The organism is Mycobacterium sp. (genome assembly GCF_051006775.1).
In the GTDB taxonomy this organism is placed as follows: Bacteria; Actinomycetota; Actinomycetes; order Mycobacteriales; family Mycobacteriaceae; genus Mycobacterium.
In genome coordinates this window covers 14,098-40,384 of sequence record NZ_JBPCSX010000048.1, presented here as the reverse complement: position 1 = coordinate 40,384, position 26,287 = coordinate 14,098, and the positions used below count along the sequence as shown (strand labels likewise).

Genomic DNA, 26,287 nt, shown 5'->3' with positions numbered 1-26,287 from the left:
CCCGGTCACCCGCGGCGACCTCGACGAGACCATCGGCGTCGTGCATCTCAAACAGGTATTCGAGGTGCCGCACGCCGATCGCGTCCGCACCCGGCTGGACAAGATCGCCAAAACCGTGCCGGTGGTGCCATCGACGCTCGATGGCGACGCGCTGATGGAACAGATCCGGTCAACCGATCTGCAGACCGCCCTGGTGGCCGACGAGTACGGCGGAATCGCCGGCATGGTCACCATGGAGGACCTGATCGAGGAGATCGTCGGAGATATCCGCGACGAGCACGACGCCGCTACCCCGGAGATCATGAAGATCGCCGGCGGACATCGGGTTTCCGGGCTGCTGCGCGTGGACGAGGTTGCCGACGAAATCGGCTTCCGTGCACCCGACGGCGACTACGAGACCATCGGTGGTCTGGTCATGCATGCACTGGGCCATATCCCGGCGGCGGGCGACACCGTGGAACTCACCGCGTTCGACACCGACGCGCCACCGGACGAGCAGCCTCGCTGGCGGGCCACCGTGGCCCGGATGGACGGCCGCCGCATCGACCTGCTCGACCTGGTGCGGATCAGTCCACCCGCCGATGCCGAGGAACCCATCTGATGAGCGGTGATCTTTTCGCGGTCGTACTCACGGTGCTGCTGATTGCCGCCAACGCATTCTTCGTCGGTGCCGAATTCGCGCTCATCTCAGCTCGCCGGGACCGCCTCGAAGCCCTCGCCGAGCAGGGCAAGCACAGCGCTGTCACGGTGATACGGGCCGGCGAGAACCTGTCGGTGATGCTCGCCGGCGCGCAGTTGGGTATCACCGTCGGTTCGATCGCGCTCGGCCGGGTGGGTGAGCCCGCGGTCGCGCACCTGGTGTCACCGCTGTTCGACCTGTTCGGAGTTCCGCCTGCGGTACTGCACACCGTGTCGTTCTTGGTGGCCATCACCGTCGTGGTGATCCTGCACGTGCTGCTCGGTGAGATGGTCCCCAAGAACATCGCCCTGGCCGGTCCGGAGAAGGCTGCGATGGTTCTGGTGCCGCCGTACCTGCTGTGGGTCAGGGCGACCCGACCGGTCATCGCGGTCTATGACTGGTGTGCGCGCACCGTGGTCAAGGCGATGGGCATCGAGCCGAAGACCGAGCTGGAGAACACCGTGTCGATGGTGGAGCTCGCGGAGATGATCGCCGAGTCCCGCTCGGAGGGACTGCTCGACCCCGAGGAGCACATGCGCCTCTCGCGCGCTCTGCAGATCCGCAACCGCGTGGTCGGCGATGTCGCGGTTCCGCCGGCCGACATCGTCTCGGTCCCCGTCGCCGCCGTGGGGTCCGGACCGACCGTGGCCTCCATCGAGGGGGCTCTGGCCAAGACCGGGTATTCCCGATTCCCGGTCGTCGACGGGGCCGGCGGCTACATCGGCTTCGTCCACATCAAGGACATGCTCGACCTCATCGATCTTCCCGGTGCCGTGGTCGGAATCTCCTCGGTGCGCTACCTGCCGCGGATGCCCGCGACCATGCCGCTGCCCGAGGCGCTCACCCTCCTGCAGCAGAACAAGAGCCACCTCGCCGTCGTGACCGCACCCGGCGGCGAGGTCTGCGGGATGGTGGCGCTCGAAGATCTCGTCGAAGACCTGCTGGGCACAGTCCGCGACGGCGCGCACCGGGGGTGAGGGGCTGTCCGGGTGGTTCCCTGTGGCGGCCGGCCGGCAGGTGTCCCCCGGCGGATAGGATCAATTCACTTTCAGGCAGGGAGGGACTGTGACCAATCGCGGGAGCGACCGGGTGGCTGTGGGCAATCTGCGGGTGGACCGCGGGTTGTACGACTTCATCACCGACGAGGCGATCCCGGGCACCGGTATCGACCCTGAGAGCTTCTGGGCGGGCGTCGACAAGGTGGTCACCGACCTGACCCCCCGTAACGAGGAACTTCTGGCCCGCCGGGATCAGCTGCAGGCCCAGGTCGACAAGTACCACCGTCAGCGCGTCATCGGCGGTTATGACCCGAACGAATACAAACAGTTTCTGATCGACATCGGGTACCTGCTGCCGGAACCGGAGGACTTCACCATCACCACCTCCGGGGTGGATGACGAGATCACCTCGACGTGCGGCCCCCAGCTGGTGGTGCCCATCCTCAACGCCCGGTTCGCCCTCAACGCGGCCAATGCCCGCTGGGGTTCGCTCTATGACGCCCTGTACGGCACCGACGTCCTCAGCGAGGACAACGGCGCCGAGAAGGGCAGCAGTTTCAATCGCGTGCGCGGCGAGAAGGTGATCGCCTACTCCCGCGGGTTCCTCGATGACATCGTGCCGCTGGATTCGGCCAGCTATCGCGATGCGACGGCGCTGCGGGTGTCCGGCGGCGCATTCGTGGTGACCCTCGGCGACGGGCGTGACGTCGGCCTGGCCGACACCGCTCAGTTCGTCGGCTACCTCGGCGAGCCGGACGCACCCACGTCGGTCCTGCTGGTCAACCACGGCCTGCATATCGAGATCCAGGTCGATCCCGAGTCGCCGATCGGATCGATGGACGGCGCCGGTATCAAGGATGTTTTCCTGGAGTCGGCGATCACCACGATCATGGACTTCGAAGATTCGGTCGCGGCCGTCGACGCCGACGACAAGGTCCTCGGCTACCGAAACTGGTTGGGGCTCAACCGAGGTGACCTCTCCGAAGAGGTCCGCAAGGGTGATAAGACGTTCACCCGGGTGCTCAGCGCTGACCGCACCTACAGCGGTCCGGATGACTCGGAAGTGACCCTGCCCGGTCGCAGTCTGCTGTTCGTTCGCAACGTCGGTCACCTGATGACCAATGACGCGATCATCTTCGGGGAAGGCCCGGCCGATGGTCACGAAGTCTTCGAGGGCATTCAGGACGCGCTGTTCACCTCACTGATCGCGATGCACGGGCTGGCCGGACAGAACAGCCGAACCGGGTCGGTCTACATCGTCAAGCCCAAGATGCACGGTCCCGACGAGGTCGCCTTCACCTGCGATCTGTTCGCACGGGTCGAGGATGTGCTGGGCCTGCCCGCCAACACCATCAAGGTCGGAATCATGGACGAGGAGCGCCGTACATCGGTCAACCTCAAGGCCTGCGTCAAAGCGGCCGCCGACCGCGTGGTCTTCATCAACACCGGCTTCCTGGATCGCACCGGCGACGAGATCCACACCTCCATGGAGGCCGGACCGATGATCCGCAAGGGCGCGATGAAGTCTCAGCCGTGGATCCTGGCCTACGAGGACCAGAACGTCGATGTCGGACTGGCCACCGGTTTCGCCGGCCGGGCGCAGATCGGCAAGGGTATGTGGGCGATGACCGATCTGATGGCCGAGATGGTCGAGCAGAAGATCGCCCAACCGCGGGCCGGCGCCACAACCGCGTGGGTGCCCTCGCCCACCGCCGCCACCCTGCACGCCATGCACTATCACTACGTCGACGTTGACGCCGTGCAGCGCGAGCTGGCCGGAAAGCGGCGAACCACGATCGACGAACTGCTCACCATCCCGCTGGCCACGCATGAGATGGCCTGGTCCCCAGATGAGATCCACGAGGAGTTGGACAACAACTGCCAGTCGATCCTGGGGTACGTGGTGCGCTGGATCGACGCCGGTGTGGGCTGCTCGAAGGTTCCCGACATCCATGACATCGCGCTGATGGAGGATCGCGCCACCTTGCGGATCTCCAGCCAACTGCTGGCCAACTGGTTGCGCCACGGAGTCATCACGGCGGACAACGTTAAGCAGAGCCTGCGTCGGATGGCCGCGGTGGTCGACGCGCAGAACGCCGATGACCCCACCTACCGGCCGATGGCACCGGACCCGGAGGCCAGCATCGCCTTCCAGGCCGCCCAGGAATTGATCCTGTCCGGCGCCAGCCAGCCCAGCGGTTATACCGAGCCGATTCTGCATCGCCGCCGCCGCGAACTGAAGGCCAGTCTCGGCCTGTGACGGAAGAGGGATAGCCAATGGGCAGGCACAGCATGCCCGATGACTTCTCCGGAGAGCCGGCTGAGTCCACCGGGGATGCCGAGAGCACCTCGAGCAGGCGCCGCCGGGCCGTAGGAGGACGCCGCGGGGTCAGTGTCGGAGTGGTCACCGCGCTGGTCGGAATCGTGGTGCTGGTTGCCGGGGTCGTTCTGTGGCGGGTCTTCGGCGACGCCCTGTCGCAGCGGTCCGCAGACGCCGCCAAGGAGTGCTTACAGGGCACCGCGACCATCGCTGTGGTTGCCGACCCCTCGATCGCCGGCAACGTCAAGACATTCGCTGAGAGCTACAACGCCGAGGCCTCGCCTGTTGGCGATACCTGTGTGAAAGTCGTTGTCACCGTGAGCGATTCGGGTGCAGTCATCGCCGGACTCACCGGGAACTGGCCGAGTGCACTCGGCGAGCGACCGGCTTTGTGGATTCCGGCAGCTTCGGCCCCGGCACTGCGACTGCAGGCGGTGGCCGGTAAGCAGATCGTCAGCGACGCCCGATCCCTGGTCACCTCCCCGGTGGTGCTCGCGGTACGGCCCCAGCTCAAAAACGCACTCGGACAACAGGGGTGGGCCGCATTGCCCGGGTTGCAGACCAACCCGGCCGGCCTCGACGCCCTCACCCTGCCCGGCTGGGGCGCGCTGAGGCTTGCCGTGCCCGCCACCGGAGCCGGCGACGCCGGCTATCTGCTGGCCGAAGCGGTAGCGGTGACCTCTGCGGCACCTGACGCCCCGGCGATCACCGGACTGGCAGCGGTTAGCTCCCTGCTGGGCGCCCAACCACAACTTGCCGACAGCACCGCCGATGCGGCCTGGAACGCACTGACCGCACAGGGCGATCCGGCGGCGGCACCGGTGCACGCAGTCGCCATCACCGAGCAGCAGCTCTTCGCGCGCACCTCCCCGCTGCCCGCCGACCGGGGTGCGGTCGCGGCCTGGATCCCGGCCGGCCCGTCAGCCGTCGCCGACTATCCGACCGTGCTGCTCTCGGGATCCTGGCTGTCCGAGGAGCAGGTCAGTGGCGCCAGTGAGTTCGCCCGCTTCATGCGCAAACCCGATCAGCGCAGCGAACTCCTCACGGCGGGCTTCCGGGTCGACGGGAAGGCCCGCGAGGGCAACGACTCGGTCGGCTTCCCGCCGCTGTCGGCGCCATTACCCGCCGGCGATGAAGCCGATCGGGCCGCGATCGCAGCCGCGGTCACCCCCGCTGCGGTCACCACGACCACGGTGGTGCTCAACGAGGGGCTGACCGGAGATGAGGGCGGAAAGCCGCGGCTGAGCAATGTCACCGCTGCGTTGCGGGACCGGATCGCCACCCTGCCGTCCGGCGCCGCCGTCGGGCTGTGGACCTTCAACAAGATCGACAGCGGTGCCGCGGTGGTAACCGGCCCGCTCGGTGATCAGCTGGGTAACCAGCCCCGCTCCGCGGTCCTGACCGCAGTGCTGAATGCGACCACACCGACCAGCGGCGGCGGTGTCTCCTTCACCACACTGCGAGCTGCCTACGCCGATGCGGTCGCCAATTACCGCCCGGGACAGCCCAATTCAATCGTGGTGGTCACCCAGGGCCCGCACACCGATCAGGGCCTCGACGCTGCGGGCCTGCAGAACGCCGTCAAGGGGGCGATGGATCCCAACCGCCCGGTGACGGTCAACGTCATCGACTTCGCCGGTGACCCCGACCGGCCGGTCTGGGAGGCAGTCGCGAAACTGACCGGAGGCAGCTACCAGGAGATTGCCACGTCGGGCTCCCCTGATCTGGCCGCGGCGATCTCGCGGTTGCTGTCCTGACTCAGGTTGTCAGCCGGAGCAGTCTCATCGCCGCAGCGGTGAACTCGTGCGGCACCTCGATCTGCGGGTAGTGCCCGATCCCGGGTAGCTCGATCACCTGCGCGGACGGGCGCAGTTCACGCAGACCCGCCAGCACCGAGGTGGTGGCCACCGGGTCACCCGTGCCCCACAGGAAGCTCAACGGCTTGGGCCAGCTGCCCACCGCGCCGTGCCAGCGCTGCGCGTAGGTCACTCGCTCATTGAGGTAGGCGCTGAGCAGGTGCAGGATGCGATCGCCGCCCTCGCGGGCCAGCAGGGCCCACTGCGCCTGCGCCTCGGCCGGCGACAGCGGGTGCGCGGCGCTGAACAGCTTGGCGAATCCGCGCAGAAACCCCCGCTCATTGGTCATCCGGGCGGCGAACGGCCCCAACGGGCCCCGAAGCACCTTCTGGATCGGCCGCAGGCTGGCCCGCTCGATGATGACGCTGCCGTTGGTGAGCACCGCAGCGTCGATCTCGAAGCTCAGCGTGCCGGCCACATCACGGGCCAGAAGCTCGGTGGCCACCGAGGTGCCCATGTCGTGAGCGATCAGCACCACCGGTCCGCTGCCGGTTGCAGCGATGACGTGCTCGACGATATCGGCCTGTTCGAACAGGCTGTAGCGATGCGGCCGGGGCTTGTCGGACAGGCCGAAACCCAGGAAGTCCAGGGTCAGCCAGCTACGGCCGCCGAGGTGCCCGGTCACCTCGCGGAAATCGTAGGAACTGGACGGAAACCCATGCAGCAGAAGCACTGTGGGACCGTCTCCGGGCGCCGAGCGGACGAACACCGATCCGGCCCGGGTGCCGAGCATCCGGCCGCCGGCCTGCCAGGCGAGGACGTCGGCCGGAAGACTCACGCGAACGCTTCCACCGGCGGGCAGGAGCACACCAGGTTGCGGTCGCCGTAGGCGCCGTCGATCCGGCGGACCGGGGGCCACACCTTCGGCCGGAAGCCCTTGCCCAGCGGGTAGGCCGCCCTTTCGCGGCTGTACGGGTGGTCCCACTGGTCCACCAGCAGGCACTCCGCGGTATGCGGGGCATTGCACAGCGGGTTGTCCTCGGCCGGCCATTCACCGGAGCCGACCTTGTCAATCTCGGCCCGGATCGCGATCATCGCCTCGCAGAAGGCGTCCACCTCCGCGAGGCTCTCACTCTCGGTCGGCTCGACCATCAGCGTGCCGACCACCGGGAAACTCATCGTCGGAGCGTGGAACCCGTAGTCCGCCAACCGTTTCGCGACATCGTCGACAGTGACGCCGGTGGCCTTGGTGATCGGGCGCAGATCGAGAATGCACTCATGGGCCACCATGCCGTTCTCGCCGGTGTAGAGCACCGGGTAGTACTCATCGAGACGCCGCGCGATGTAGTTCGCCGAGGCGATCGCCGTCAGCGAGGCCTCCCGCAACCCGGACGCCCCCATCAGCCGGATATAGGCCCAGGTGATCGGCAGGATTGAAGCCGAACCGTACGGAGCGGCGGACACCACGCGGCCGTTCGGCAATTCGTCTGCCAGTGGGTGGCCGGGAAGATACCGGGCCAGGTGTGACCGGACCGCGACCGGCCCGACACCCGGTCCTCCGCCGCCGTGCGGGATACAGAACGTCTTATGCAAATTCAGATGGCTGACGTCACCACCGAACCTGCCCGGCCGGGCCAGGCCCACCAGTGCGTTGAGGTTGGCCCCGTCGACATAGACCTGACCGCCGGCATCGTGAACGGCCGCGCAGATCTCGGCGATATCGTGCTCGTACACGCCGTGGGTCGATGGGTAGGTGATCATCAGCGCGGCCAGGTTGTCAGCGTTCTCGGCGATCTTGGCACGCAGTTCATCGAGGTCGACGTCACCGTTGTCCCGGCAGCCCACCACAACCACCCGCATCCCGGCCAGTGCGGCCGAGGCCGCGTTGGTACCGTGCGCACTCGACGGGATCAGGCAGACATCGCGGTGCGACTCGCCCCGCCCGACGTGGTAATCGTGGATGGCCAGCAGGCCCGCGTACTCGCCCTGCGAACCCGCGTTGGGCTGCAGCGAGATCGCGTCATAACCGGTGATCCCGGTCAGCCACTCCTGCAGGTCAGCGATCAGCCGTCGTAATCCCGGGGTGTCGTCGGCCGGGGCAAACGGGTGCTGGCGACCGAACTCCGCCCAGGTGATCGCCTCCATTTCGGCGGCGGCATTGAGTTTCATGGTGCACGACCCCAGCGGGATCATGGTGCGGTCAAGCGCCAGATCCTTGTCGGACAGCATGCGCAGGTAGCGCATCATCGCCGTCTCGGTCCGGTAGGCGGTGAACGCCGGGTGCGTGAGGAAACCGGTTGTGCGGGTGGCGATATCGACGCCGCTGAGATCCTCGGCCGCGTCAGCGCCGAACGCCTGCGCCACCTCGAGGATGTGCCCGGCGGTGGTGGCCTCATCACAGGACAGCGACACATGATCGTCGTCGATGCGCCAGATGTTGATACCGCGGGCCTTGGCGGCATCCGCTACGGCGGTGGCCCGACCGGGAACGCGCGCGAGAACCGTGTCGAAGAACCTGTCGTGCACCACATCGATATCGGCGGCCCGCAGAGCGGCCGCCAGGTTGCGCGCGTGTCCGTGCACGCGACGGGCGATCTCGGTGAGCCCCTCGGCGCCGTGGTAACTGGCATACATCGCGGCCATCACCGCCAGCAGCACCTGGGCGGTGCAGATGTTCGAGGTGGCCTTGTCCCGCCGGATGTGCTGCTCGCGGGTCTGCAACGACAAGCGGAACGCCGGTGAGCCGTCCGCATCGACGGACACCCCGACCAGCCGGCCCGGTAGCTGCCGGGCGTGGCTGGTGTGGGCGGCCAGGTATCCGGCGTGTGGTCCACCGAATCCCATCGGCACGCCGAAACGCTGGGCGCTGCCGAAGGCCACGTCAGCGCCGAACTCCCCCGGCGGTGCGATCAGGGTGAGCGCCAAGAGATCGGCGCCCACCGCCACCAGAGCGCCGCGCGCATGGGCCTGCTCGACGAGTTCCGACCAATCGGTCACCCGGCCGCTGGCGCCGGGCAACCCCACGATCACGCCGAAGAACTCGCCCTCGGGCAGTCCGTCGCGCAGATCGGCGGTGACGATCTCGATACCGAGTGGCTCGGCTCGGGTGGCCAGCACCGCCGCGGTCTGGACGAACAGATCGGAATCGACCGCCAACCGGTTGGCTGACCCGCGCACAGCCCGGTGCATCAGGGTCATCGCCTCGGCCGCTGCGGTGGCCTCGTCGAGCATGGAGGCGTTGGCGATCTCCAACCCGGTCAGGTCGGCGATCATCTTCTGGAAGTTCAGGATCGCCTCCAGCCGGCCCTGGCTGATCTCCGGCTGGTAAGGCGTGTACGCGGTGTACCAGGCCGGGTTCTCGAGGATGTTGCGCAGCAGCACCGGTGGGGTCAGCGTGTCGTAGTAGCCCTGGCCGATCATCGACACCGCGACGGTGTTGGTGTCGGCCAGCGCCCGCAACTCCGCCAGGGTCTCATGCTCGGTGGCCGGCGCGGGCAGCGTCTCCAGCCCCGGGGCGACCCCCTGGCTGTTCACCGCGTCGAGAATGCCGGCCGGCAGCGCCTTGGCGGCCATCTCATCGAGGGATCCGACGCCGATGACGGCAAGCATGTGGTCGATGGCATCAGAATCCGGGCCGATGTGGCGGGCGGCGAATACAGAATCGGTGGACGTTCGGTGTTCAGGCAAGGGCACTCCTGCGTCGGCGCGGTGCCCTCTCCCTCTGTCGTCGGTGCCTGAGAGATTCAGCTGCACCCGAGTGACCGGGCGGCCTTTCCCCGTGGGCGGGCGACTCCGGCGTACCGGGCCACCACTTTCCAGAGACATCGGATCCCGTCGCGGTCCGGGTGCCTGAGAGGTTGACGGAGAGGTGTTGCTCCTTCGGCGTCCGCGGCTGGCAGCCGCGGAACTCGCCCGCCCGGGGTCGATGCGTGTCCGAGTCTAGCCGCCCACGGCACCGGACCGCATGGCGGACACGACTAGCCGATCTTGCGGTCGCGGCTCTTACGCCGGGATGCCAGCTCGTCCTCCGGCGCGGCGATCGATTCGCCGCCATCGGCCCGCTCGCCGGGGAAATCGGCGATGGCGCCGGTGAGCTCTCGCATTGCACCGCTGACCGCGATACCGAACACGCCCTGGCCACCCTGCAGCAGGTCGACCACTTCTTCGGCAGAGGTGCACTCGTAGACGGTGGTGCCATCGGAGAACAGGGTGATGTTCGCCAGATCCTGCACACCGCGCTGACGAAGATGGTCGACGGCAACGCGGATGTTGTGCAGCGAGATACCGGTGTCGAGCAGTCGCTTGACGATCTTGAGAACCAGAATGTCTTTGAACGAGTACAGCCGCTGGCTACCCGAGCCTGCGGCACCGCGGATGGACGGCACAACCAGCGAGGTTCGTGCCCAATAATCCAACTGGCGATAGGTGATTCCGGCGATCTGGCAGGCGCTGGGTCCGCGGTAGCCGACCAGTTCGTCGGGTACTGAGTCATCGGGGAACAGGCCGCCCTGCACCGGTGCGCTCACCGCGACGACAGCGGGGGTGTCCGCCTCGAAGTGCGCGGATGTCTCAGCGAAGTCCAGCTGCTCCTGACGCGGCTCGTCGCCCACGGTGCTTCCTCTCGCCGTTCCGCCGCTGACCGCTCCGCCGGGAGAGCGCCCTCAAGTTGCTTGAGCATACGCCCTGCCGATCGGATCGGTCGTGCTGCTGCACCAACCCAAGTCGTATCGAAAGTATGGCTGCCGGCCTACCCGCAGTCCGGTATCCGGATGGCGTGTCTAGGCACCACTGACTGATATGAGACGCATCCGTGATCCGACAGCGTCCGGCGGGCCCCCGATCGGTTAAGCCGCTCAGGTGGCCTTGAAATCGTCCGGGGAGATGGTGTCCAGGAATTCCTTGAACTTCTCGACCTCATCCTCGCGGACGGCCCCGCCGGACTCATCGTCGGTCTCATCGGGAATCAGCAGGCCGGCCTCGTCGAGTACTGCCTCCTCGACGAAGATCGGCACACCCATCCGCAAGGCGATCGCCACCGAATCCGAGGGCCTGGCCGATACCCGCACGTCGGAGTCGAACACCAGGTCCGCGTAGAAGGTGCCCTCCTGGAGGTCGACGATGCGCACCTCCTTCAGCGAATGACCGAGTGCGCCGATCACGTCGCGGAACAGGTCGTGCGTCAGCGGCCGGGGCGGCTCGACACCCTGCTGTTCGAAAATGATGGCGTTCGCCTCGGTCTGCCCGATCCAGATCGGCAGGTAGCGGTCGCCCTCGGATTCGCGCAGCAGCAGAACGGGCTGGTTGGCGGGCTGCTCCACGCGAATGCCCACGACTCGGACCTCACCCATCAACTACCTCACCTCCGCGCAGGACAAGCCGCCGCTTCATCGCCGAAGTCTAGTACCCATCACCCGACTCCTCCTCAGCGATCCAGTACGTCGCGCACGGCGGACTTGATCAATGAGGTGTGCAGCGTGATCGCCAGTGCGGCAACCTCGCGGGCCAGATCGTCGGCGCGATCCCGGGCGCCGGTGGTGCCGGCCTTGCCCACCGGTCCGGCAATCTGCGCTATCAGGTCGGACTGCCGGTCGGCGGCGGAGCGGAAGGCCCGGAGGTGGCGAGGCTCGATGCCGTACGCGCCGAGGGCGCCGGCGCACTGGGCGATGGCCACCGAGTGCTCGTCGAACAACCCGCCGGGGCCGGAGGTGATGATGCCCTCCTTACGCAGGGCGGCCAGCAACTCCGGCGTGACACCGGAGCGTTCCAGGAGGTCCTCGCGGGTCAGTCGGACCGGGGCGGACATCGCCGGCGCGTGGGGGGCGGCCGGTCCGGCAACGGGTACCAGTCGCGGGGCCGGATAGCCCGAAACCCGCTGTGGCAGTTCGCCATCCGGCTGGGCGTCGAGTTGAGTCTTGATGACCTTGAGCGGCAGGTACTGGTCACGCTGCGCGGTCAGGATGAACCGCAGCCGCGCGCAGTCATAGGCGGTGAACCGCCGGTATCCCGACGGGCTGCGCTGCGGGGTGACCAGGCCCTCGGCCTCCAGGAAGCGAATCTTGGAGATGGTCACGTCCGGGAATTCCGGCCGCAGCAGATCCAGTACCGCTCCGATGGATATCCCGGGCGGGCCTGCGCTATCGGGCGCCGTCATCGGACTTGGGTCCGGTCAGGAACACCAGCCGGAACTTGCCGATCTGTACCTCGTCGCCGTTGGCCAGCGTGGCCGAGTCCACCGGCTCGCGATTCACATAGGTGCCGTTGAGGCTTCCCACGTCGACGACCTGGAACTCGGGGCCATCCAGCCGGAATTCGGCGTGCCTGCGGCTGACGGTGACATCGTCGAGGAAGATGTCGGAATCAGGGTGCCGGCCGGCCGATGTGCTCGGCTGGTCCAGCAGGAACCGGGAGCCGGCATTGGGCCCGCGCTTGACGACCAGCAGGGCCGAGCCCGGGGGCAGGCCTTCAACCCCGGACACCGCCGTCTCACCAGCCGGGCTCACCGGAGCGTCGAGATCGTTGAGGAAATCAGCGCGGAAGACCGAGGTCGTTTCCACGGTGAGTTCGTCAGCGCTGTCGTCGGCCCCGAGCCGCCGATCGTTGTCCGCCACCGCTACTCCTCACTGGTTTGATTCGACCGTACCGCTACCCGGTCGCTTTGTGCCCCGCACTCATCCGATGACCTGTTGGCAGGCACCCTAACAACCGTCACGGCTAGGCCAGGATGTCCCGGTAGGCATCGGGGTCGAGCAGCGCCCCCAGCCCCTGGTCGAGGGTATCGCCCTCGGATCGGAGCTCCAAGAGCCAGCCCTGCCCGTAGGGGTCGGAATTCACCAGTTGCGGGTTCGCGTCCAGATCGGTGTTGACCGCGACCACAGTCGCCGACACCGGGGCGTACAGGTCCGAGACCGACTTGGTGGATTCCACCTCCCCGAAGGTGTCGCCCGCGGCGATCTCGGTGCCGACGGCGGGCAACTGCACGAAGACGACATCGCCGAGGGCGGACTGCGCGAAATCGGTGATGCCGACCCGGACGGTGTCGGTGCCGGTACGGCGAACCCACTCGTGCTCGGCGGTGTAGCGCAGTTCGGCGGGGATGTCGCTCACAGGACTCCTTCGATCAGATGTGCGCCCGGCGTGGCGCTTACTTGACGGGCCTTACTTGACGGGTTGAGCGTATTGGCGTGGTTTCGGTTGCCGCAAGGCGGTGACCTCCACCCGGTCGGACTGGGCGACGGTCATCGTCCCACCAACTCTCTTGACGCTGTCGACCGCACCGCCGGGAATGTTCATCGCCGCGGCCAGCGTCGATGGATCCCCAATGGCCACAATCGAATACGGGGCACGCAGGGTCTGCGAGTCGATGACCAGCGTGCCGGGCACACCCTCGATCCAGGTGTCCACCCCGACCCGGACCGACCGGGTGGCCGATCGGATCTCCATGGTTTCGGCCCCGGCTGCCCGCAGCTCGTTGATCACGTCGAGCATGGTCTCCGGCCCCACTCCGGGTCCGGGATCGTCGATGGTCACCGTGACGCCGGGCCCGTTTGCCGCGACGGTGCCGACCAGGATGGACAGCGCAGCCAGCCTCGCCTGGGCGTTCTGGATGGCCGCCTGGTCGCTGGTGCCGGCGGCCTGCATGGCGGCCAGGTTGCGCTGAAGGTCGGCGACCTCGGTGTTGAGGGCGGCTTCGCGTTGCTGCAGTGAGTCCAGCAGGGTCAGCAGGTCGGCCGGTCGGGCGGTGGACAGCGAATCGCCGGAATCGGTCTGCCGGACCTGGGTGACGATAGCCAGCCCGAGCAGCAGGCACAGTAGCGCCGCCAGCGCGCCGAAGACCCTGCGCGAGCGCGCGCCGGACTCCGGGCCGGGCATCTCGTGGCGGCCGTGCTCGGTCATCTCACGCCCCGAACAGGTGGCGACGCAGGGCGGCGGCGTTACCGAAGATCCGGATACCGAGCACCACGATGATCGCCGTCGACAGTTGCGCGCCCACCCCGAGCTGGTCCCCGACGTAGACCATCAGGGCGGCGACCAGAACGTTGAAGACAAATGAGATGACGAACACCTTCGCATCGAAGATCTTCTCCAGGTAGGCCCGCAGTCCGCCGAATACGGCGTCCAGGGCGGCGACCACCGCGATCGGCAGATAGGGCTCGATGACGTCGGGCACGCTGGGACGCAGGACCAACCCGAGCACGATGCCGACGACGAGTGCGGCGATTCCGATCATCTAGGGTCCTTCCCGCCGGCCAAACTTAACCTCCCGCGCGGGGCTGGCGGGCACGGTGAGCTCTTCCTCGGCGCTGACGGTCACCCCGACCCGGTAGGCGGTCTCCAGCAGCCGCAGCCGCTGCAGTGCGGTACTGGCGCCGAAGGACTCCGCAAGCCGGGCCGGCGGCCCGATCGCCAGGACCCGGTAGGGACCCGCGATCGGCTGGTTGTCCACCAGGATCGCTTCGCCGGCCTGTCTGATGGTGACGCCGGGTCCGATCCGTACACCGCCGACCGCGACGGCCTCTGCGCCACCGGCCCACAGCGCGTTGACCACCAGTTGCAGATCACGATCGAGGATCACCTGCCTGGTGCCGGGAAGACGCTGGCGGGATGCGTCGGTCAGATCCGGCCGCTGCTGCGGTTCGGTGGCGGTGATGGCAAGTCCGGGTCCGCTCTCCACGGTGCTGGCCGCACCCAGGCTCAGGGCGTCGAGTTCGGCGAGCAGGGTCCGACCGGTGGCGTCGGCGGCCAACGTGCCACGCTCGACGACATCCGATTGCGCGGCTAACTCGTCGCGCCGTTCGGTCAGTCCCGCGGTGCGCTGCTGTGCGCTGCTCACGCCGGCCGCGAGTCCCCGCTGGGCGGCGCTGACACCGGGCGCGGTCGAGCGGGCCGCTGCGACGGCGAGGGCGAACACCGCGGCGATCAGCAGCGCGGCCAGCGCCTGCCACAGCCACCCGGGCGGACGCGCACCGTCGGTTCGCTGCCGCGCGGCGGCAGCCGCTGCGTAGCCGGGGTCGAGGTGATCGGACAGCAGCGACCGCAACAGCGACGGCATCCCCCGCGCACGGCCAGTGTCAGGAAGCGACGGCATCGTGGCGCACCCTGGGCAGCCGGGCAACCATGCGGACCTGGATCAGGTACAGCACCGCCGACCACAGGTACATACCGATTCCCCAGATGACGAAACCCCAGCCGATCGCGCCAATGACTCTGCTCCACAACACATCCCACTGTCCGAGCAGCACCAGCGGGAAACCGGACATCAGTGCGAAGGTCGCGGCCTTGCCGATATAGGTGACCGGGAGCGCATCCAGACCGCGGCTGCGCAACATCGGCAGCGTGGCCGCCAGGGCGATGTCACGGCCGAGCAGGATCGCCACCACCGGCCACGGCACCACCCCCGCCAGCGCCAGGCCCACCGGCACGGTCACCATGTAGATCCGGTCGACGAGCGGGTCGAGCAACTCCCCCAGTCGCGAGGACTGGTTCGGCACCAGCCGGGCGATCTTGCCGTCGGCCCAGTCCGAGGCGCCGCTGAACATCAGGATGCCGGTGGCCGGTCCCCAGGCGTGCCGGGCCAAGAGCAGATAGAGAAACACCGGCACCAGCGCCAGACGGATGAAGCTCAGGATGTTCGGGATGGTCCACACCCGTTGCTTCATGCCAGAAACCTAGCGGAACACCCCGGGCAGGCAGCGGTGTGTAGCGCTAGCGGAACACCCCGGGCAGGCTCAGCGCCGACAGCGTGTCATCGCGCAGCGGATTGTCGTGGACCATGTAGGTCCACGTCGACGTCGGCCGGGCCAGCTTGGACAGATCAAGACCGGGCTCGTCGGTGAGCACGTTGGCGGTCTCAAAGGTCTGCTGAGAGGCCTCGATGGCGTCGGCGGCCAGTGAGGCGAAGGCGTCGACCGCCAGCCGGTGGAACTCGTCGAGCGGGTTCTGCCTGCCAAGCGCGCGAAGGTGGATGCTTTCCCGGATGTCGGCCAGGTAGGCAAGGTGGTCGGCCCACCCCCGGTCGAGGTGGAAAAGCATGATTTTGCGACAGATCAGCTCGAGGGTGTCCTCGGCGCCGTCGCCGAGCGTCTCCGCCAACTCCTCGTAGCGCTCCGGGGACAGCTCGCGAAGCTCCTCGCGCGCCGACGGAGTGCTCAGCAGGGTGTTGCGCCGTTCGACGATGATCGAGCGCTGCTGGGCGATCAACTGGTTGTAACGCCAGGTGTTGGCGTGGACGTCGAGCAGCCGGCCTTCGGCGACGCGCTGGGAATGGTCCAGCAGATCCGCGGCCTTGGGGCTGGTGACCATGCCGGTCTCGTCGCATTCCATGGGCAGCTTGCCGGAGTCGAGGTTGGCGACGATGACATCGTCCTCCCAGCTGGAGAAGAACACCGTGGAGCCGGGGTCGCCCTGACGCCCGGCCCGGCCGCGCAACTGGTTGTCGAGCCGTTCAGTGCGATGCCGGCCGGTGCCGACCACATGCAGGCCGCCGAGATCGGCCACCTTTTCGTGGTCGGACTCATCCGACCCGCCGAGCCGGATATCGGTACCGCGCCCGGCCATCTGGGTGGAGACGGTGACCACTCCGAGCTTGCCGGCCTCGGCGATGACCGCGGCCTCCTCCTCGTCGTTCTTCGCGTTGAGGACTACCGCGGGCACCTTGCGGCGTACCAGCCGCTCATGCAGTTCTTCGGATTCTGCGACGTCGTGAGTGCCGACCAGGATCGGCTGGCCGGTGGCGTGCACCTCGATGATGTGGTCGATGATGCCGTCGCTCTTCGCCGCCGCGGTGATGTAGACCCGGTCTGGCGCATCCACCCGCACGTTGGGTGCGTTCGACGGGATCTGCGAGACGCCGAGCTTGTAGAACTGGCGCAGTTGCTCGCCGGCGGCCAGCGCGGTACCCGTCATCCCGCACACCGTCGGGTAGCGGTTGATCAGTGCCTGCACGGTGATGGTGTCGAGCACCTCACCGGTCTCGGTGGTCTCGATTCCCTCCTTGGCCTCGACCGCGGCCTGCAGACCGTCGGGCCAGCGCTGCAGGGTCGCGATACGTCCGCGCGAGGAGTTGATCAGCTGGACCGCGCCGTCGCGCACGATGTAGTGCACGTCGCGCTGCAACAGCACATGGGCGTGCAGGGCGATGTTGACCTCGGTGAGGATGCTGGTGACGTTGTCCTCGGAGTACAGATCGATACCGCCGAGCGCCTTCTCCAGCCGCTGGGCGCCGGCCTCGGTCAGGTGGACGTTGCGGCTGTCGGCATCGGTGGCGAAGTACTGCCCGGCCTCGGTCTGACCCGCATTGTCGGCGACCAGTTCGCCCACCAGGCGCACGATCTCCAGCTTCGGTGTCTCCCGGTGGGTAGTGCCGGCCAGCACCAGCGGGACCAGGGCCTCATCGACCAGGACCGAGTCGGCTTCGTCGATCAGCGCCACGTCGGGGTTGGGCGAGACCAGATCGGCGACGTCGGTGACCAACTGATCGCGCAGCACGTCGAAGCCGATCTCGTTGACCGATGCATAGGTGACGTCGCACTGATAGGCGGCGCGGCGCTCCCGGGGCGTGGAATCGGCGGTGATCCATCCGACGGTCAGGCCCATCGCCTCGATCACCGGACCCATCCATTCGGCGTCGCGGCGGGCGAGGTCGTCGTTGATGGTCACCACGTGCACAGTGCGCCCGGCCAGCGCATATCCGGCCGCGGCGATCGCGCCGGAGAGCGTTTTGCCCTCGCCGGTGGCCATCTCGATGACGTCGCCGGCCATCATCCTCAGCGCGCCGAGAAGCTGGACGTCGAACGGCCGCAATCCGATGGACCGGTCGGCGGCCTCCCTCGCGATGGCCAGGAACTGCCCGATATCGGCCGAGTCGGACAACTTTTCGAGATTGAGCAGCCCTGCGGCCTTGGCGAGCTGCTCATCGTCGAGACCATGGGCCTTGTCGTCGAACTCGGCCGAGGAGTTCACCTCGGACATCGAGTGAGCTTTCACCGTTTCGCTGCTCGCGCCGAGCATCCGCCAGAACCCCCGGCTCAGCCGGCCCGACCCGGATGCGGTCTTCTTGGAAGTCTTCGCCACGGGTTCAACGGTACCGGCGGGCCGGCCGAACACATGCTTGCCCGCTGCCCTATCGGCATGCTGGGGTAGCTTTCGCCGGGGGGATCCCCACCGGGAGGAGAACGCGTTGGAGCCGTACGTACCGTCAATGGACTGGGGCGCTGAACTCGTCCCGTCGATGATCTGGATCCTGCGCGCGTGGGCGATCGCGGCCGTGGTGACCGTGCTGGTGCTGTTCCTGCTGGCCCGCTTCACGGTCTGGGGGCGGCAGTACTGGCGGGTGACCGGAGACTACTTCCGCGGCCGGGAGTCGGTGCGGATCTGGATCTGGCTGGCGGTCCTGCTGCTCTCGGTGATGATCTCGGTCCGGATCAATGTGCTGCTCAGCTACTTCAGCAATGACCTCTATACCTCCCTGCAGGTCGCATTCGAGGCGACCAGTGCCCGTGACGACGCGGTCCGCGATGGCGCCATTCACGGGTTTTGGGTGGCACTGGGCATCTTCGGGATCCTGGCCACGATCTACGTCACCCAGGTGATGATCGACATCTACATCACGCAGCGCTTCATCATCCGCTGGCGCACCTGGCTGACCGACCGTCTGACCGGAGACTGGCTCGAGGACCGCGCCTACTACCGGGCCCGGTTCACCGACTCCGACACCGACAACCCCGACCAGCGCATCCAGTACGACGTCGACATCTTCACCACCGGGGTCGGCGGGTCGCCCAACAGTCCGACGATCGGGACCGGGTCGATGCTGCTGTTCGGCGCCATCTCATCGGTGTGCACCGTGGTGGCCTTCATCCCGATCCTGTGGCGGCTGTCCGGTCCGGTCACCCTGTTCGGTTTCACCCTTGATCGTGCCCTGTTCTGGGTGGCGTTCATCTACGTGTTCCTCGCGACGGTGGTGGCGTTCTGGATCGGCCGGCCACTGATCCGACTGAGCTTCCGCAACGAGTTGACCAACGCCGCCTTCCGTTACGCGCTGGTGCGCCTGCGTGACGCCGCCGAAGCCGTCGGCTTCTACCGGGGCGAGAGCACCGAGCGGGGTCTACTGAAAACCCGCTACGACAGCATCATCACCAACTATCGGCAATTCGTCCGCCGCACCCTGGGATTCACCGGCTGGAACCTGGCGATGAGTCAGATCATCACACCCCTGCCGCTGATCGTGCAGGCGCCTCGACTCTTCAAGGCGGAGATGGACTTCGGTGATGTGACACAGTCCTCGAGCGCCTTCTCCAACATCAGCGATTCGCTGTCGTTCTTCCGCAACGCCTACGACAGTTTCGCCGCCTACCGCGCCGCGATCATCCGCCTCAACGGTCTGGTGGAAGCCAACCAGGATGCCCGCGAGATGCCGAGTCTGGAGACGGTGGCCAGTGTCGACGGCTCGGTTCAACTCGATCGGGTCGAGGTGCGCACGCCGAGTGGCAGTCAACTCGTGGATCCACTGGATCTGCGACTGGAGCCGGGCGAGAGGCTGGTTGTGACCGGGCGCTCCGGCAGCGGGAAGACCACGCTGCTGCGCAGCATCGCGCAGATGTGGCCCTACACCACGGGCACGGTGTGCCGTCCCATCGACGGCAACGAGACCATGTTCATTTCCCAGATGCCGTATGTCCCTCTCGGCGTGCTTCGGACCGTGGTGTCCTACCCGTCGAAGGCCGGGGAGATCCCCGACGAGGACCTGCAACTCGCCCTGTCGAAGGTGGCGCTGCCGCATCTGATCAACCGGCTCAACGACAAGGAGGACTGGGCCAAGGTCCTCTCGCCCGGCGAACAGCAGCGGATCGCCTTCGCCCGGATTCTGCTGACCATACCCAAGGCGGTGTTCCTCGACGAGGCGACCTCAGCCCTCGACGAAGGCCTCGAACAGGTCGTCTACGACCTGGTTCGCGCCGAATTGCCGGACATGATCATCGTCAGTGTCAGCCACCGCCCCACGGTGGACCGCTATCACGAACGGCACCTGGAATTGCGCGGCGAGGGCGAGTGGCGCCTGAACCGGATCGATGGCGGGGAGCCGGTCGGGGTCTGACCAATGGAGTCCTACAAGCCGTCCCTGGACTGGGCCAATGAGATCCCGAACTCGCTGCTGTGGGCGGCCAAGGCGTGGGGTATCACCGCCGTTGGCACCGTCCTGGTGCTGTTCCTGCTGACCCGCTACACCAGCTGGGGCCGGCAGTTCTGGCGGGTCACCGGCGACTACTTCCGCGGACGCGACAGCATTCGGGTCTGGGCGTGGCTGGGCGTGCTGCTGTTCTCGGTGCTCATCGCCGTCCGGCTTGACGTACTACTGAGCTATTTCAGCAACGATCTGTATTCCTCGCTGCAGGTGGCCTTCGAAGGCGCCGGGGCAGGCAACCAGGCGGTTCGCGACTCCGGGGTGCGCGGCTTCTGGACGGCGATCCTGACCTTCGTATTGATCGCAACCCTCTACGTCGGCCGTCAGCTGATCGACATCTACCTCAATCAACACTTCATCATCCGCTGGCGGGTATGGCTGACCCACCGGCTCACCGGCGACTGGCTCGATGACGAGGCGTTCTATCGTGGCCGATTTCTGGACAATCCGATCGACAACCCGGATCAGCGCATTCAGGTCGACATCGACTCCTTCACCACCTGCACCGGGCAGGGCACCAACACCCCCTCAATCGGCACCATCGCGACATTGCCGTTCGGAGCCATCAACGCGATGGTCTCGGTCGCGGCATTCACTCCGATCCTGTGGGGCCTGTCCGGTCCACTGACCGTCTTCGGGTTCACCCTGAACCACGCACTGTTCTGGATCGCCCTGCTGTACGTAGTGACCACCACAGCGATCGCATTCTGGATCGGCCGGCCGCTGATCCTGTTCAGCTTCCGCAACGAACTGACCAACGCCGCATTCCGCTACGCACTGGTGCGAATGCGTGACGCCGCGGAGTCGATAAGCTTCTATCGCGGCCAGCGAGCCGAGGATTCCGTTCTGCGGCAACGCTTCTCAGCGATCATTGTCAACTATCGCCGATACGTACTGCGCAATCTGGCGCTGCTCGGCTGGAATAATTCGATCAGTCAGGTCATCAATCCACTACCGCTGGTGGTGCAGGCACAGAGACTCTTCAAGGGCCAGATCAGCTTTGGCGACGTCACCCAGTCGGCGAGCGCGTTCAGCAGCGTGCACGACTCACTGTCGTTCTTCCGGGCGGTGTATGACTCGTTCGCGGCGTACCGGGCCACCATCATCCGTCTCTACGGACTCGTCGAAGCCAACGAGGACACCCGGGAACTGCCCCGTGTACAGGTGGTGGACAGCACCGACGGCGCCCTGGATCTGATCAACCTCGAGGTGCGCGATCCGGCCGGGCGGCGGCTTCTGCAAACCCTGAGTCTGCGTCTGGAGCCGGGCGAGTCGCTGGTGATCACCGGGCCGTCCGGTTGCGGGCGCACCACGTTGCTGCGCAGTATCGCCGGGCTGTGGCCCTACAGCACTGGCACATTGCGCCGCCCCGGTGGCGAGGACGACTCGATGTTTCTCTCTCAGGTGCCCTACCTGCCACTGGGCGACCTACGATCTGTGCTGAGCTACCCGCATACCGAACGTGAGTTTCCCGACGCACAACTCGGCAGCGCCCTCGACGATGTGGCACTGGGGCATCTGGCCGGCCGGTTGGGCGATACCGAGGACTGGGCCAAGGTGCTCTCGCCCGGTGAACAGCAGCGCATCGCGTTCGCGCGGGTTCTGCTGCACAGGCCCACGGTGGTATTCCTCGACGAATCCACCTCCGCGCTCGACGAGGGCAATGAGTTCGCGCTCTACCGGTTGGTCCGAGCCCGGCTTCCCGGCACGATCATGGTCTCGGTAACCCACCGCGGGACGGTCATGCAGCATCACGACCAACACCTGCGACTGCACGGCGATGGGACGTGGGAGCTGGACCGGTCGGCCGAACCGGCCGGCGTCTAAACCGCTCCGGCCGTTACAACACCCTCGATGACCGCAACGATGTCACCCGGACAGTCCTCCTGGAGGAAATGTCCACCCGTGAGGGTGACGTGGGGTTGACCGTTGGCGCCGGGGACCAACTTCTGGAACAGCGTGTCGCCGCCTGCGGTGACCGGATCATTGTCGCTGAACGCTGTCACGAACGGTTTGTCGAATTGCGTCAGCACCCCCCACGCCGCCTTGTTCTCGGCAACCGAGCCGTGTTCGCCGGTGATGGGCACCAACGTCGGGAACTGACAGGCACCGCCCTTGTAACTCGCATCGGGGAATGGCGCGTCGTAGGCGGCGATTTCCTCCGCGCTCAGGCTGCGCACGGTACCGCCGTTGACGATCATGCCGATCGGCATATCCGGAGTGCTCTGACTGAACGCCAGCCATTGATTGAATCCCTCTGAGAACCCGGTACCGACCGGCAGTCCGGTGTTGGCGACCACCACGCCTGCGAAACGATCCGGGAACGCAGCCACCAGACGCAGACCCAGCAGCCCACCCCAGTCCTGGCAGAACAACGTCACACCGCGCGCGTCCATCGCCGTGAACCACTGGCTCAGCCAGGCGACGTGACGTTCGTAGGTGTAGTCGTTGCGGTCGGCCGGCTTATCGGAGCGGCCGAAGCCGATCAGATCCGGTGCAAGCACCCGATGTCCCGATGCCACCAGTGCCGAGATGATGTGCCGGTACAGGTAGGACCAACTGGGCTCACCGTGCAGCAGTAACACCGTGGCGCCGCCCCGGGGTCCCTCGTCCACATAGGCCATCCGCAGGGTCTGCCCGGTGGCGGTATCGGTGATGTCGGCGTAGTGCGGCGCGTAGGACCAATCCCGCAGGTTCTCAAAGCGGCTGTCGGGGGTGCGCAGAATTTCCATGGCGGGCTCTCCAGAGTTCGGTTACACCGCAGTTTTGTAGCAACTGTTATTATTTGTCAACCCGGGAACCAGCGAGGTGATGACATGGGCCGACCCGCCAAGACGACCGACACCGACATCCTCGACGTCACCTATGCGCTGGCCTGGCAGCGTGGCTGCGACGACCTCACCATCCGCGACCTCGAGGTGGCTCTGGATCTCCGCGCGCCGTCGATCTACCGGCGTTTCCAGTCCCGCGATGAACTCCTCGCCGCTGCCATCGACCGCTACTCCGAACGGGTGGTGGGCTCTCGGGTGCGCCGCTGTCTTGAGGAGGCGGAGAACCCACTGCGCGGGGTCCGCCAGTTCTTTCTCATCGCCGTCGACCCGACGACCAACCCGAACATGGCGCGTGGCTGCCTGCTCGCCACGACAAGTCAGCAGGCGTCGTACGCGATACCGGTCATCGGCGCCGCGGTCACCCGGGGGTTCGCGACCGTCGAGAAGGCTCTGCTGGCCGCACTGGACCGGGCCGTCGCCCGGGGGCATCGGTTCGACTCCCCCAATCGTGACCTTGCGCGGGCACTGCTCCAGGGTTTCCTCGGTGTTCTGATGCTGATGCGCTGCGGTCACGATGATCTCGAGCCGAGCGTGCACGTCATGCTCGACTCACTTCTCGGAGCAGACCTCCAGCCGGCCTAGTGCGCTGCCGCGTGCGCTCCCGCACGCCTCCCGAAGAAGGATCCCGAACCCAGTTGTGTCCCACTGGAATAACCCTTGCCGTCCTGGGCGATATTGGATGCCGTCGCGCCCGCCGCATACAGCCCCGGTATCGGTTCCCCGCCACCGCGCAGCACCCGGCCGTCGACGTCGGTGGCCAGACCGCCGACGGTGAAGCCCGAGTACATCGCCTTACCCAGCGATAGGTCGAATGCCGCCCACGGTCCTTTGTCTTGCGGCGCAAGGAATTCCGGCTGCTTATGGAAATCCGGATCCTCACCCTTGGCGGCGAACTCGTTGTAACGGTTGAGGGTGGCTACCAGATTCCCCGTCGGAATTCCCAGAGCTGATTCCATCTCCTCAACGGTCTACCAACCGTCTATTAACGAGACCAACGGAAATTCCGGGCGCTGCAGGTGATCCTCATCAACGATCAGGAACGCCGCGCTGTCCGGCTGGTCCATCACGAAACCTGATGTCCGCGAATGGTAAGAGTCCTCCGTGACGAACCGCTGGCCGAGCTTGTTCACGATGATGCCGGTCAGCAGAATCGAGGGCGGGTAGACCGGTGCGGTGATGAAGGCCTGGTCCATATGTTTAGTCGCGGCCCCGGCCGAGACCCCCATCCGGATTCCCAGCCCATCGTCGTAGCTGTTACCCAGGACGAACGGCTTCTCGGCGAGTTTCGGCGTGTACTTCGAAACCATGTCCTTGTTCATCACGAATCCACCGGCCGCGAGCACCACCGCTCCGGCCTTGATCGCACCGGTCTCGGCGAAGTGCCGCCAGGACACTCCGACGACAGCACCGTCATCGAGCACGAGGTTGGTCGCACCGGTCTCATACCGGATCTGCACGCCGAGTTCCGCGGCTCGCTTGACCAACAGGTCGATCACCATCGCCGCGCCCTGGGTGTCACCGGGCACCGGAACCTTATGCCCGCGCGGGGCCGGGATGGCCATGTCCTTGAACGGCCAGAGTTTCTCGTTGCCGGTGTACATCAGCCCCTCGGTATTGGGCTGGATGACCGCTTTCTCCGGGTAGTAGCTGCGCTCGAACGCAATGCCGAGGTCCTCGAGCCAATTGAAGTGCTCGACGCTGCCTTCGCAGTACGCCCGGATCTTGTCGTGCTCGGGTTCCCTGGACATCGCAACCAGGTACTTGTACATCTCCTCGGGGCTGTCCGAGAACCCGGTGGCCTGTTGTACGGCGGTGCCGCCACCGAGGTAGAAGTGGCCACCGGCCATCGCGGTGGTGCCGCCGGCAACGGCGGCCCGTTCCAGAACCAGAACCCGGGCCCCGGCGGCGGCGGCGGTCACCGCGGCACAGCCCCCGGCGATACCGAATCCCACCACCACGACGTCGACGTCATCCGACCACTCGGTCACATCGGACGCATCGACTGTGGCAGGGATGTCCAGGCCGCTCATGGCCCATGACACTAGCGTCGGAACGGACGAATTACGAGAACGTGTTCTAGTTTTGCGTCAGCGCTGCGGGGCGGCGGCGACGCTGACGACGGCCCGAGCGGTGTCCTCGCGCAATTGCTGGCCGGTGGCCTGCCAGGATACGGCCGCCGGCAGCCGGCCCCAGGTGCTGTTGAACAGGCCGATCACGACGGCTTTTCCATCGTCGGCCAGCGTGTAGACCGGGCCGCCCGAGTCGCCCTTCTGGCTGACCACGCCGTTGTCCATGGTGAACCACCCGTTATTGACCCGCTCGATGGTGCCGCAGCTCTCGCCGGTGACGATGCCGAAGTGGCAGACCGGCTGGCCGGCGGCCAGTGGCACGGTGACATCAGCCACCAGCGTCCGGCCGCTCGGGAGGATGGTGTTGACGGTGACGTCGGAGGCCAGGCTGATGGTTTCGTAATCAGAGATGACCTGGTCGGTGCGGACAACCGTGCCGTCGGGGGTGTTGTCCCGGGCGACGGTCACGACGCCGATGAAGCGGCCGTTGCGGTCGGTGACCGGGCCGCTGGCGTTGCAGTGCCCGGCCGAGAAGGCCACCCGCGCCACCGGATCGACGAAGCCCAGCGTGCACATGGTGCCGCCCTGACGAATCTCCATACCTGGAGACACCACCGCGACGGTGTCCGCCGAGGCGATCGTGGCCGCTGACACCGTGGCCGACAGGGCGGCAGTTCCGGCCGCCACCGCGAGAACCGCGGTTCGCAGAAAACGGGCCACCAGTCACCTCGATCGGTCGGCGGCCCCGAAACGACGCGGCCGCAATAACGTGTCGTGGTGTGTATCGGTGTCGAAGCTGAAGCGTTACACACCCGTTATTGCGGCCGCGCCTGGGAGGTCAGGGGATCGTGATGACCTGTCCGACCTCGATGTGATCGGGGTTGGCGATGCCGTTGGCGGCGGCCAGCTCCGGGTAGCGGTTGCCGTCGCCCAGGTACTGCTTGGCAATGTTGAACAGGGTGTCGCCCGAGACGACGGTATGGGTCCGCGACTCCACGGCCACCGGCGCGACCTCGATGATCTCGACCGCCTCGGCCGGCGGCGGGGCGTCGGTATCGGTGCGCGAGTTCCAGGCGGCGCCGTCCGCGGAATAGAGCACCACGTTGCGGTCATCCTGCACGACCAGCTTGACGTCCTTCTTGCCCTTGGTGTCGGTGTGCCAGATCGGCTTGTCGCCGGCGTAGAGCACGAAATTGCCATCGCCCTGGACCTCGGCCCGCTCGACGCCCTGACCGTTGGTGCCGGTGGCCCAGACGGCCTCTCCACGCGCGGCCAGGACGAGGTTGCCGTCCTCCTGCAGCGTCAGGGTGTAGGCCCCGTTGTTCGAGGTGAGCGAATCGCCCTTACCCAGCTTCTGTCCTGCGGTGAGTGTGTCTCCCACGGTTCATTCCTTCTGTAAGTCGCCCTCCTGCTTG

22 protein-coding genes, 1 pseudogene and 2 riboswitches are annotated in these 26,287 nt (G+C 66.6%); of the genes and pseudogenes, 7 read left to right on the top strand and 16 right to left on the bottom strand.

Features of this window, described 5'->3' with window-relative positions:
* From ACR2JI_RS03495 to ACR2JI_RS03480, 4 genes are all read left to right on the top strand, one after another.
* The coding region (locus ACR2JI_RS03495; protein ID WP_526388068.1) for a transporter associated domain-containing protein at positions 1-601 on the top strand (601 nt) is incomplete at its 5' end.
* The gene (locus tag ACR2JI_RS03490) at positions 601-1,656 is read left to right on the top strand and encodes a CBS domain-containing protein (RefSeq protein ID WP_526388066.1); all 1,056 of its coding nucleotides are present in this window, start codon (positions 601-603) and stop codon (positions 1,654-1,656) included. The genes ACR2JI_RS03495 and ACR2JI_RS03490, both read left to right, overlap by 1 nt.
* Positions 1,657-1,744: 88 nt before the next feature.
* Positions 1,745-3,937, top strand: a complete 2,193-nt coding sequence (locus ACR2JI_RS03485) for a malate synthase G (RefSeq protein WP_526388064.1) — start codon at positions 1,745-1,747, stop codon at positions 3,935-3,937.
* 17 nt (positions 3,938-3,954) lie between these two features.
* On the top strand, positions 3,955-5,754 hold the full coding sequence (locus ACR2JI_RS03480) for a vWA domain-containing protein (RefSeq protein WP_526388062.1): 1,800 nt from the start codon (positions 3,955-3,957) through the stop codon (positions 5,752-5,754).
* 1 nt (position 5,755) lies between these two features.
* Here ACR2JI_RS03480 and ACR2JI_RS03475 read toward each other — a convergent pair whose 3' ends face one another.
* From ACR2JI_RS03475 to secA2, 12 genes are all read right to left on the bottom strand, one after another.
* Positions 5,756-6,586 carry an alpha/beta fold hydrolase gene (locus ACR2JI_RS03475; protein ID WP_526388076.1) on the bottom strand — a complete coding sequence of 277 codons (831 nt, stop codon included), beginning with the start codon at positions 6,584-6,586 and terminating at the stop codon, positions 5,756-5,758.
* 41 nt (positions 6,587-6,627) lie between these two features.
* On the bottom strand, positions 6,628-9,480 hold the full coding sequence (gene gcvP, locus ACR2JI_RS03470) for an aminomethyl-transferring glycine dehydrogenase (RefSeq protein ID WP_526388060.1): 2,853 nt from the start codon (positions 9,478-9,480) through the stop codon (positions 6,628-6,630).
* Between the two features lie 24 nt (positions 9,481-9,504).
* Positions 9,505-9,620, bottom strand: a riboswitch (glycine riboswitch).
* A riboswitch (glycine riboswitch) is annotated at positions 9,621-9,718 on the bottom strand. It lies immediately after the preceding riboswitch.
* 52 nt (positions 9,719-9,770) lie between these two features.
* A complete protein-coding gene (locus ACR2JI_RS03465) occupies positions 9,771-10,403 on the bottom strand; it encodes a MerR family transcriptional regulator (protein ID WP_526388058.1) in 633 nt (210 codons plus the stop codon).
* A 243-nt stretch (positions 10,404-10,646) separates the two neighbouring features.
* Complete coding sequence (locus ACR2JI_RS03460; protein ID WP_526388056.1) at positions 10,647-11,141, bottom strand: bifunctional nuclease family protein; 495 nt, start codon at positions 11,139-11,141, stop codon at positions 10,647-10,649.
* Between the two features lie 74 nt (positions 11,142-11,215).
* Positions 11,216-11,944, bottom strand: coding sequence for a transcriptional regulator FtsR (gene ftsR / locus ACR2JI_RS03455; protein ID WP_526388054.1), 729 nt, complete (start codon positions 11,942-11,944; stop codon positions 11,216-11,218).
* Complete coding sequence (gene garA / locus ACR2JI_RS03450) at positions 11,928-12,401, bottom strand: glycogen accumulation regulator GarA (RefSeq protein WP_526388051.1); 474 nt, start codon at positions 12,399-12,401, stop codon at positions 11,928-11,930. Before garA ends, ftsR begins: the two co-directional genes overlap by 17 nt.
* A gap of 103 nt (positions 12,402-12,504) precedes the next feature.
* On the bottom strand, positions 12,505-12,897 hold the full coding sequence (gcvH, locus tag ACR2JI_RS03445) for a glycine cleavage system protein GcvH (protein WP_526388049.1): 393 nt from the start codon (positions 12,895-12,897) through the stop codon (positions 12,505-12,507).
* Between the two features lie 51 nt (positions 12,898-12,948).
* The gene (locus ACR2JI_RS03440) at positions 12,949-13,686 is read right to left on the bottom strand and encodes a DUF881 domain-containing protein (protein WP_526388047.1); all 738 of its coding nucleotides are present in this window, start codon (positions 13,684-13,686) and stop codon (positions 12,949-12,951) included.
* A gap of 1 nt (position 13,687) precedes the next feature.
* Positions 13,688-14,020 carry a small basic family protein gene (locus tag ACR2JI_RS03435; RefSeq protein WP_526388045.1) on the bottom strand — a complete coding sequence of 111 codons (333 nt, stop codon included), beginning with the start codon at positions 14,018-14,020 and terminating at the stop codon, positions 13,688-13,690.
* Positions 14,021-14,878, bottom strand: a complete 858-nt coding sequence (locus ACR2JI_RS03430; RefSeq protein WP_526388043.1) for a DUF881 domain-containing protein — start codon at positions 14,876-14,878, stop codon at positions 14,021-14,023.
* The gene (locus ACR2JI_RS03425) at positions 14,862-15,449 is read right to left on the bottom strand and encodes a CDP-alcohol phosphatidyltransferase family protein (protein ID WP_526388041.1); all 588 of its coding nucleotides are present in this window, start codon (positions 15,447-15,449) and stop codon (positions 14,862-14,864) included. The genes ACR2JI_RS03430 and ACR2JI_RS03425 overlap by 17 nt, the downstream gene beginning before the upstream one ends.
* A gap of 46 nt (positions 15,450-15,495) precedes the next feature.
* On the bottom strand, positions 15,496-17,799 hold the full coding sequence (gene secA2 / locus ACR2JI_RS03420; protein ID WP_526388074.1) for an accessory Sec system translocase SecA2: 2,304 nt from the start codon (positions 17,797-17,799) through the stop codon (positions 15,496-15,498).
* A 190-nt stretch (positions 17,800-17,989) separates the two neighbouring features.
* On the opposite strand from secA2, the gene ACR2JI_RS03415 reads away from it, so the two are divergent.
* Both ACR2JI_RS03415 and ACR2JI_RS03410 read left to right on the top strand, forming a co-directional pair.
* On the top strand, positions 17,990-19,885 hold the full coding sequence (locus ACR2JI_RS03415; RefSeq protein ID WP_526388072.1) for an ABC transporter ATP-binding protein/permease: 1,896 nt from the start codon (positions 17,990-17,992) through the stop codon (positions 19,883-19,885).
* Positions 19,886-19,888: 3 nt separating this feature from the next.
* Positions 19,889-21,799, top strand: a complete 1,911-nt coding sequence (locus tag ACR2JI_RS03410; RefSeq protein ID WP_526388039.1) for an ABC transporter ATP-binding protein/permease — start codon at positions 19,889-19,891, stop codon at positions 21,797-21,799.
* On the opposite strand, the gene ACR2JI_RS03405 is transcribed toward ACR2JI_RS03410, so the two are convergent.
* Positions 21,796-22,704 carry an alpha/beta fold hydrolase gene (locus ACR2JI_RS03405; protein ID WP_526388037.1) on the bottom strand — a complete coding sequence of 303 codons (909 nt, stop codon included), beginning with the start codon at positions 22,702-22,704 and terminating at the stop codon, positions 21,796-21,798. The two genes, ACR2JI_RS03410 and ACR2JI_RS03405, sit on opposite strands and share 4 nt — an antisense overlap.
* Positions 22,705-22,788: 84 nt before the next feature.
* Between ACR2JI_RS03405 and ACR2JI_RS03400 the strand changes: the two genes are divergently transcribed.
* On the top strand, positions 22,789-23,385 hold the full coding sequence (locus ACR2JI_RS03400) for a TetR/AcrR family transcriptional regulator (protein WP_526388035.1): 597 nt from the start codon (positions 22,789-22,791) through the stop codon (positions 23,383-23,385).
* On the opposite strand, the pseudogene ACR2JI_RS03395 reads toward ACR2JI_RS03400, so the two are convergent.
* From ACR2JI_RS03395 to ACR2JI_RS03385, 3 genes and pseudogenes are all read right to left on the bottom strand, one after another.
* Positions 23,382-24,833 (bottom strand): annotated as a pseudogene (locus tag ACR2JI_RS03395) (FAD-binding protein). The gene ACR2JI_RS03400 and the pseudogene ACR2JI_RS03395 sit on opposite strands and share 4 nt — an antisense overlap.
* A gap of 57 nt (positions 24,834-24,890) precedes the next feature.
* Positions 24,891-25,592 carry an Rv1815 family serine proteinase gene (locus ACR2JI_RS03390; RefSeq protein WP_526388033.1) on the bottom strand — a complete coding sequence of 234 codons (702 nt, stop codon included), beginning with the start codon at positions 25,590-25,592 and terminating at the stop codon, positions 24,891-24,893.
* 118 nt (positions 25,593-25,710) lie between these two features.
* On the bottom strand, positions 25,711-26,253 hold the full coding sequence (locus tag ACR2JI_RS03385; RefSeq protein ID WP_526388031.1) for a LysM peptidoglycan-binding domain-containing protein: 543 nt from the start codon (positions 26,251-26,253) through the stop codon (positions 25,711-25,713).
* Positions 26,254-26,287: the final 34 nt, after the last annotated feature.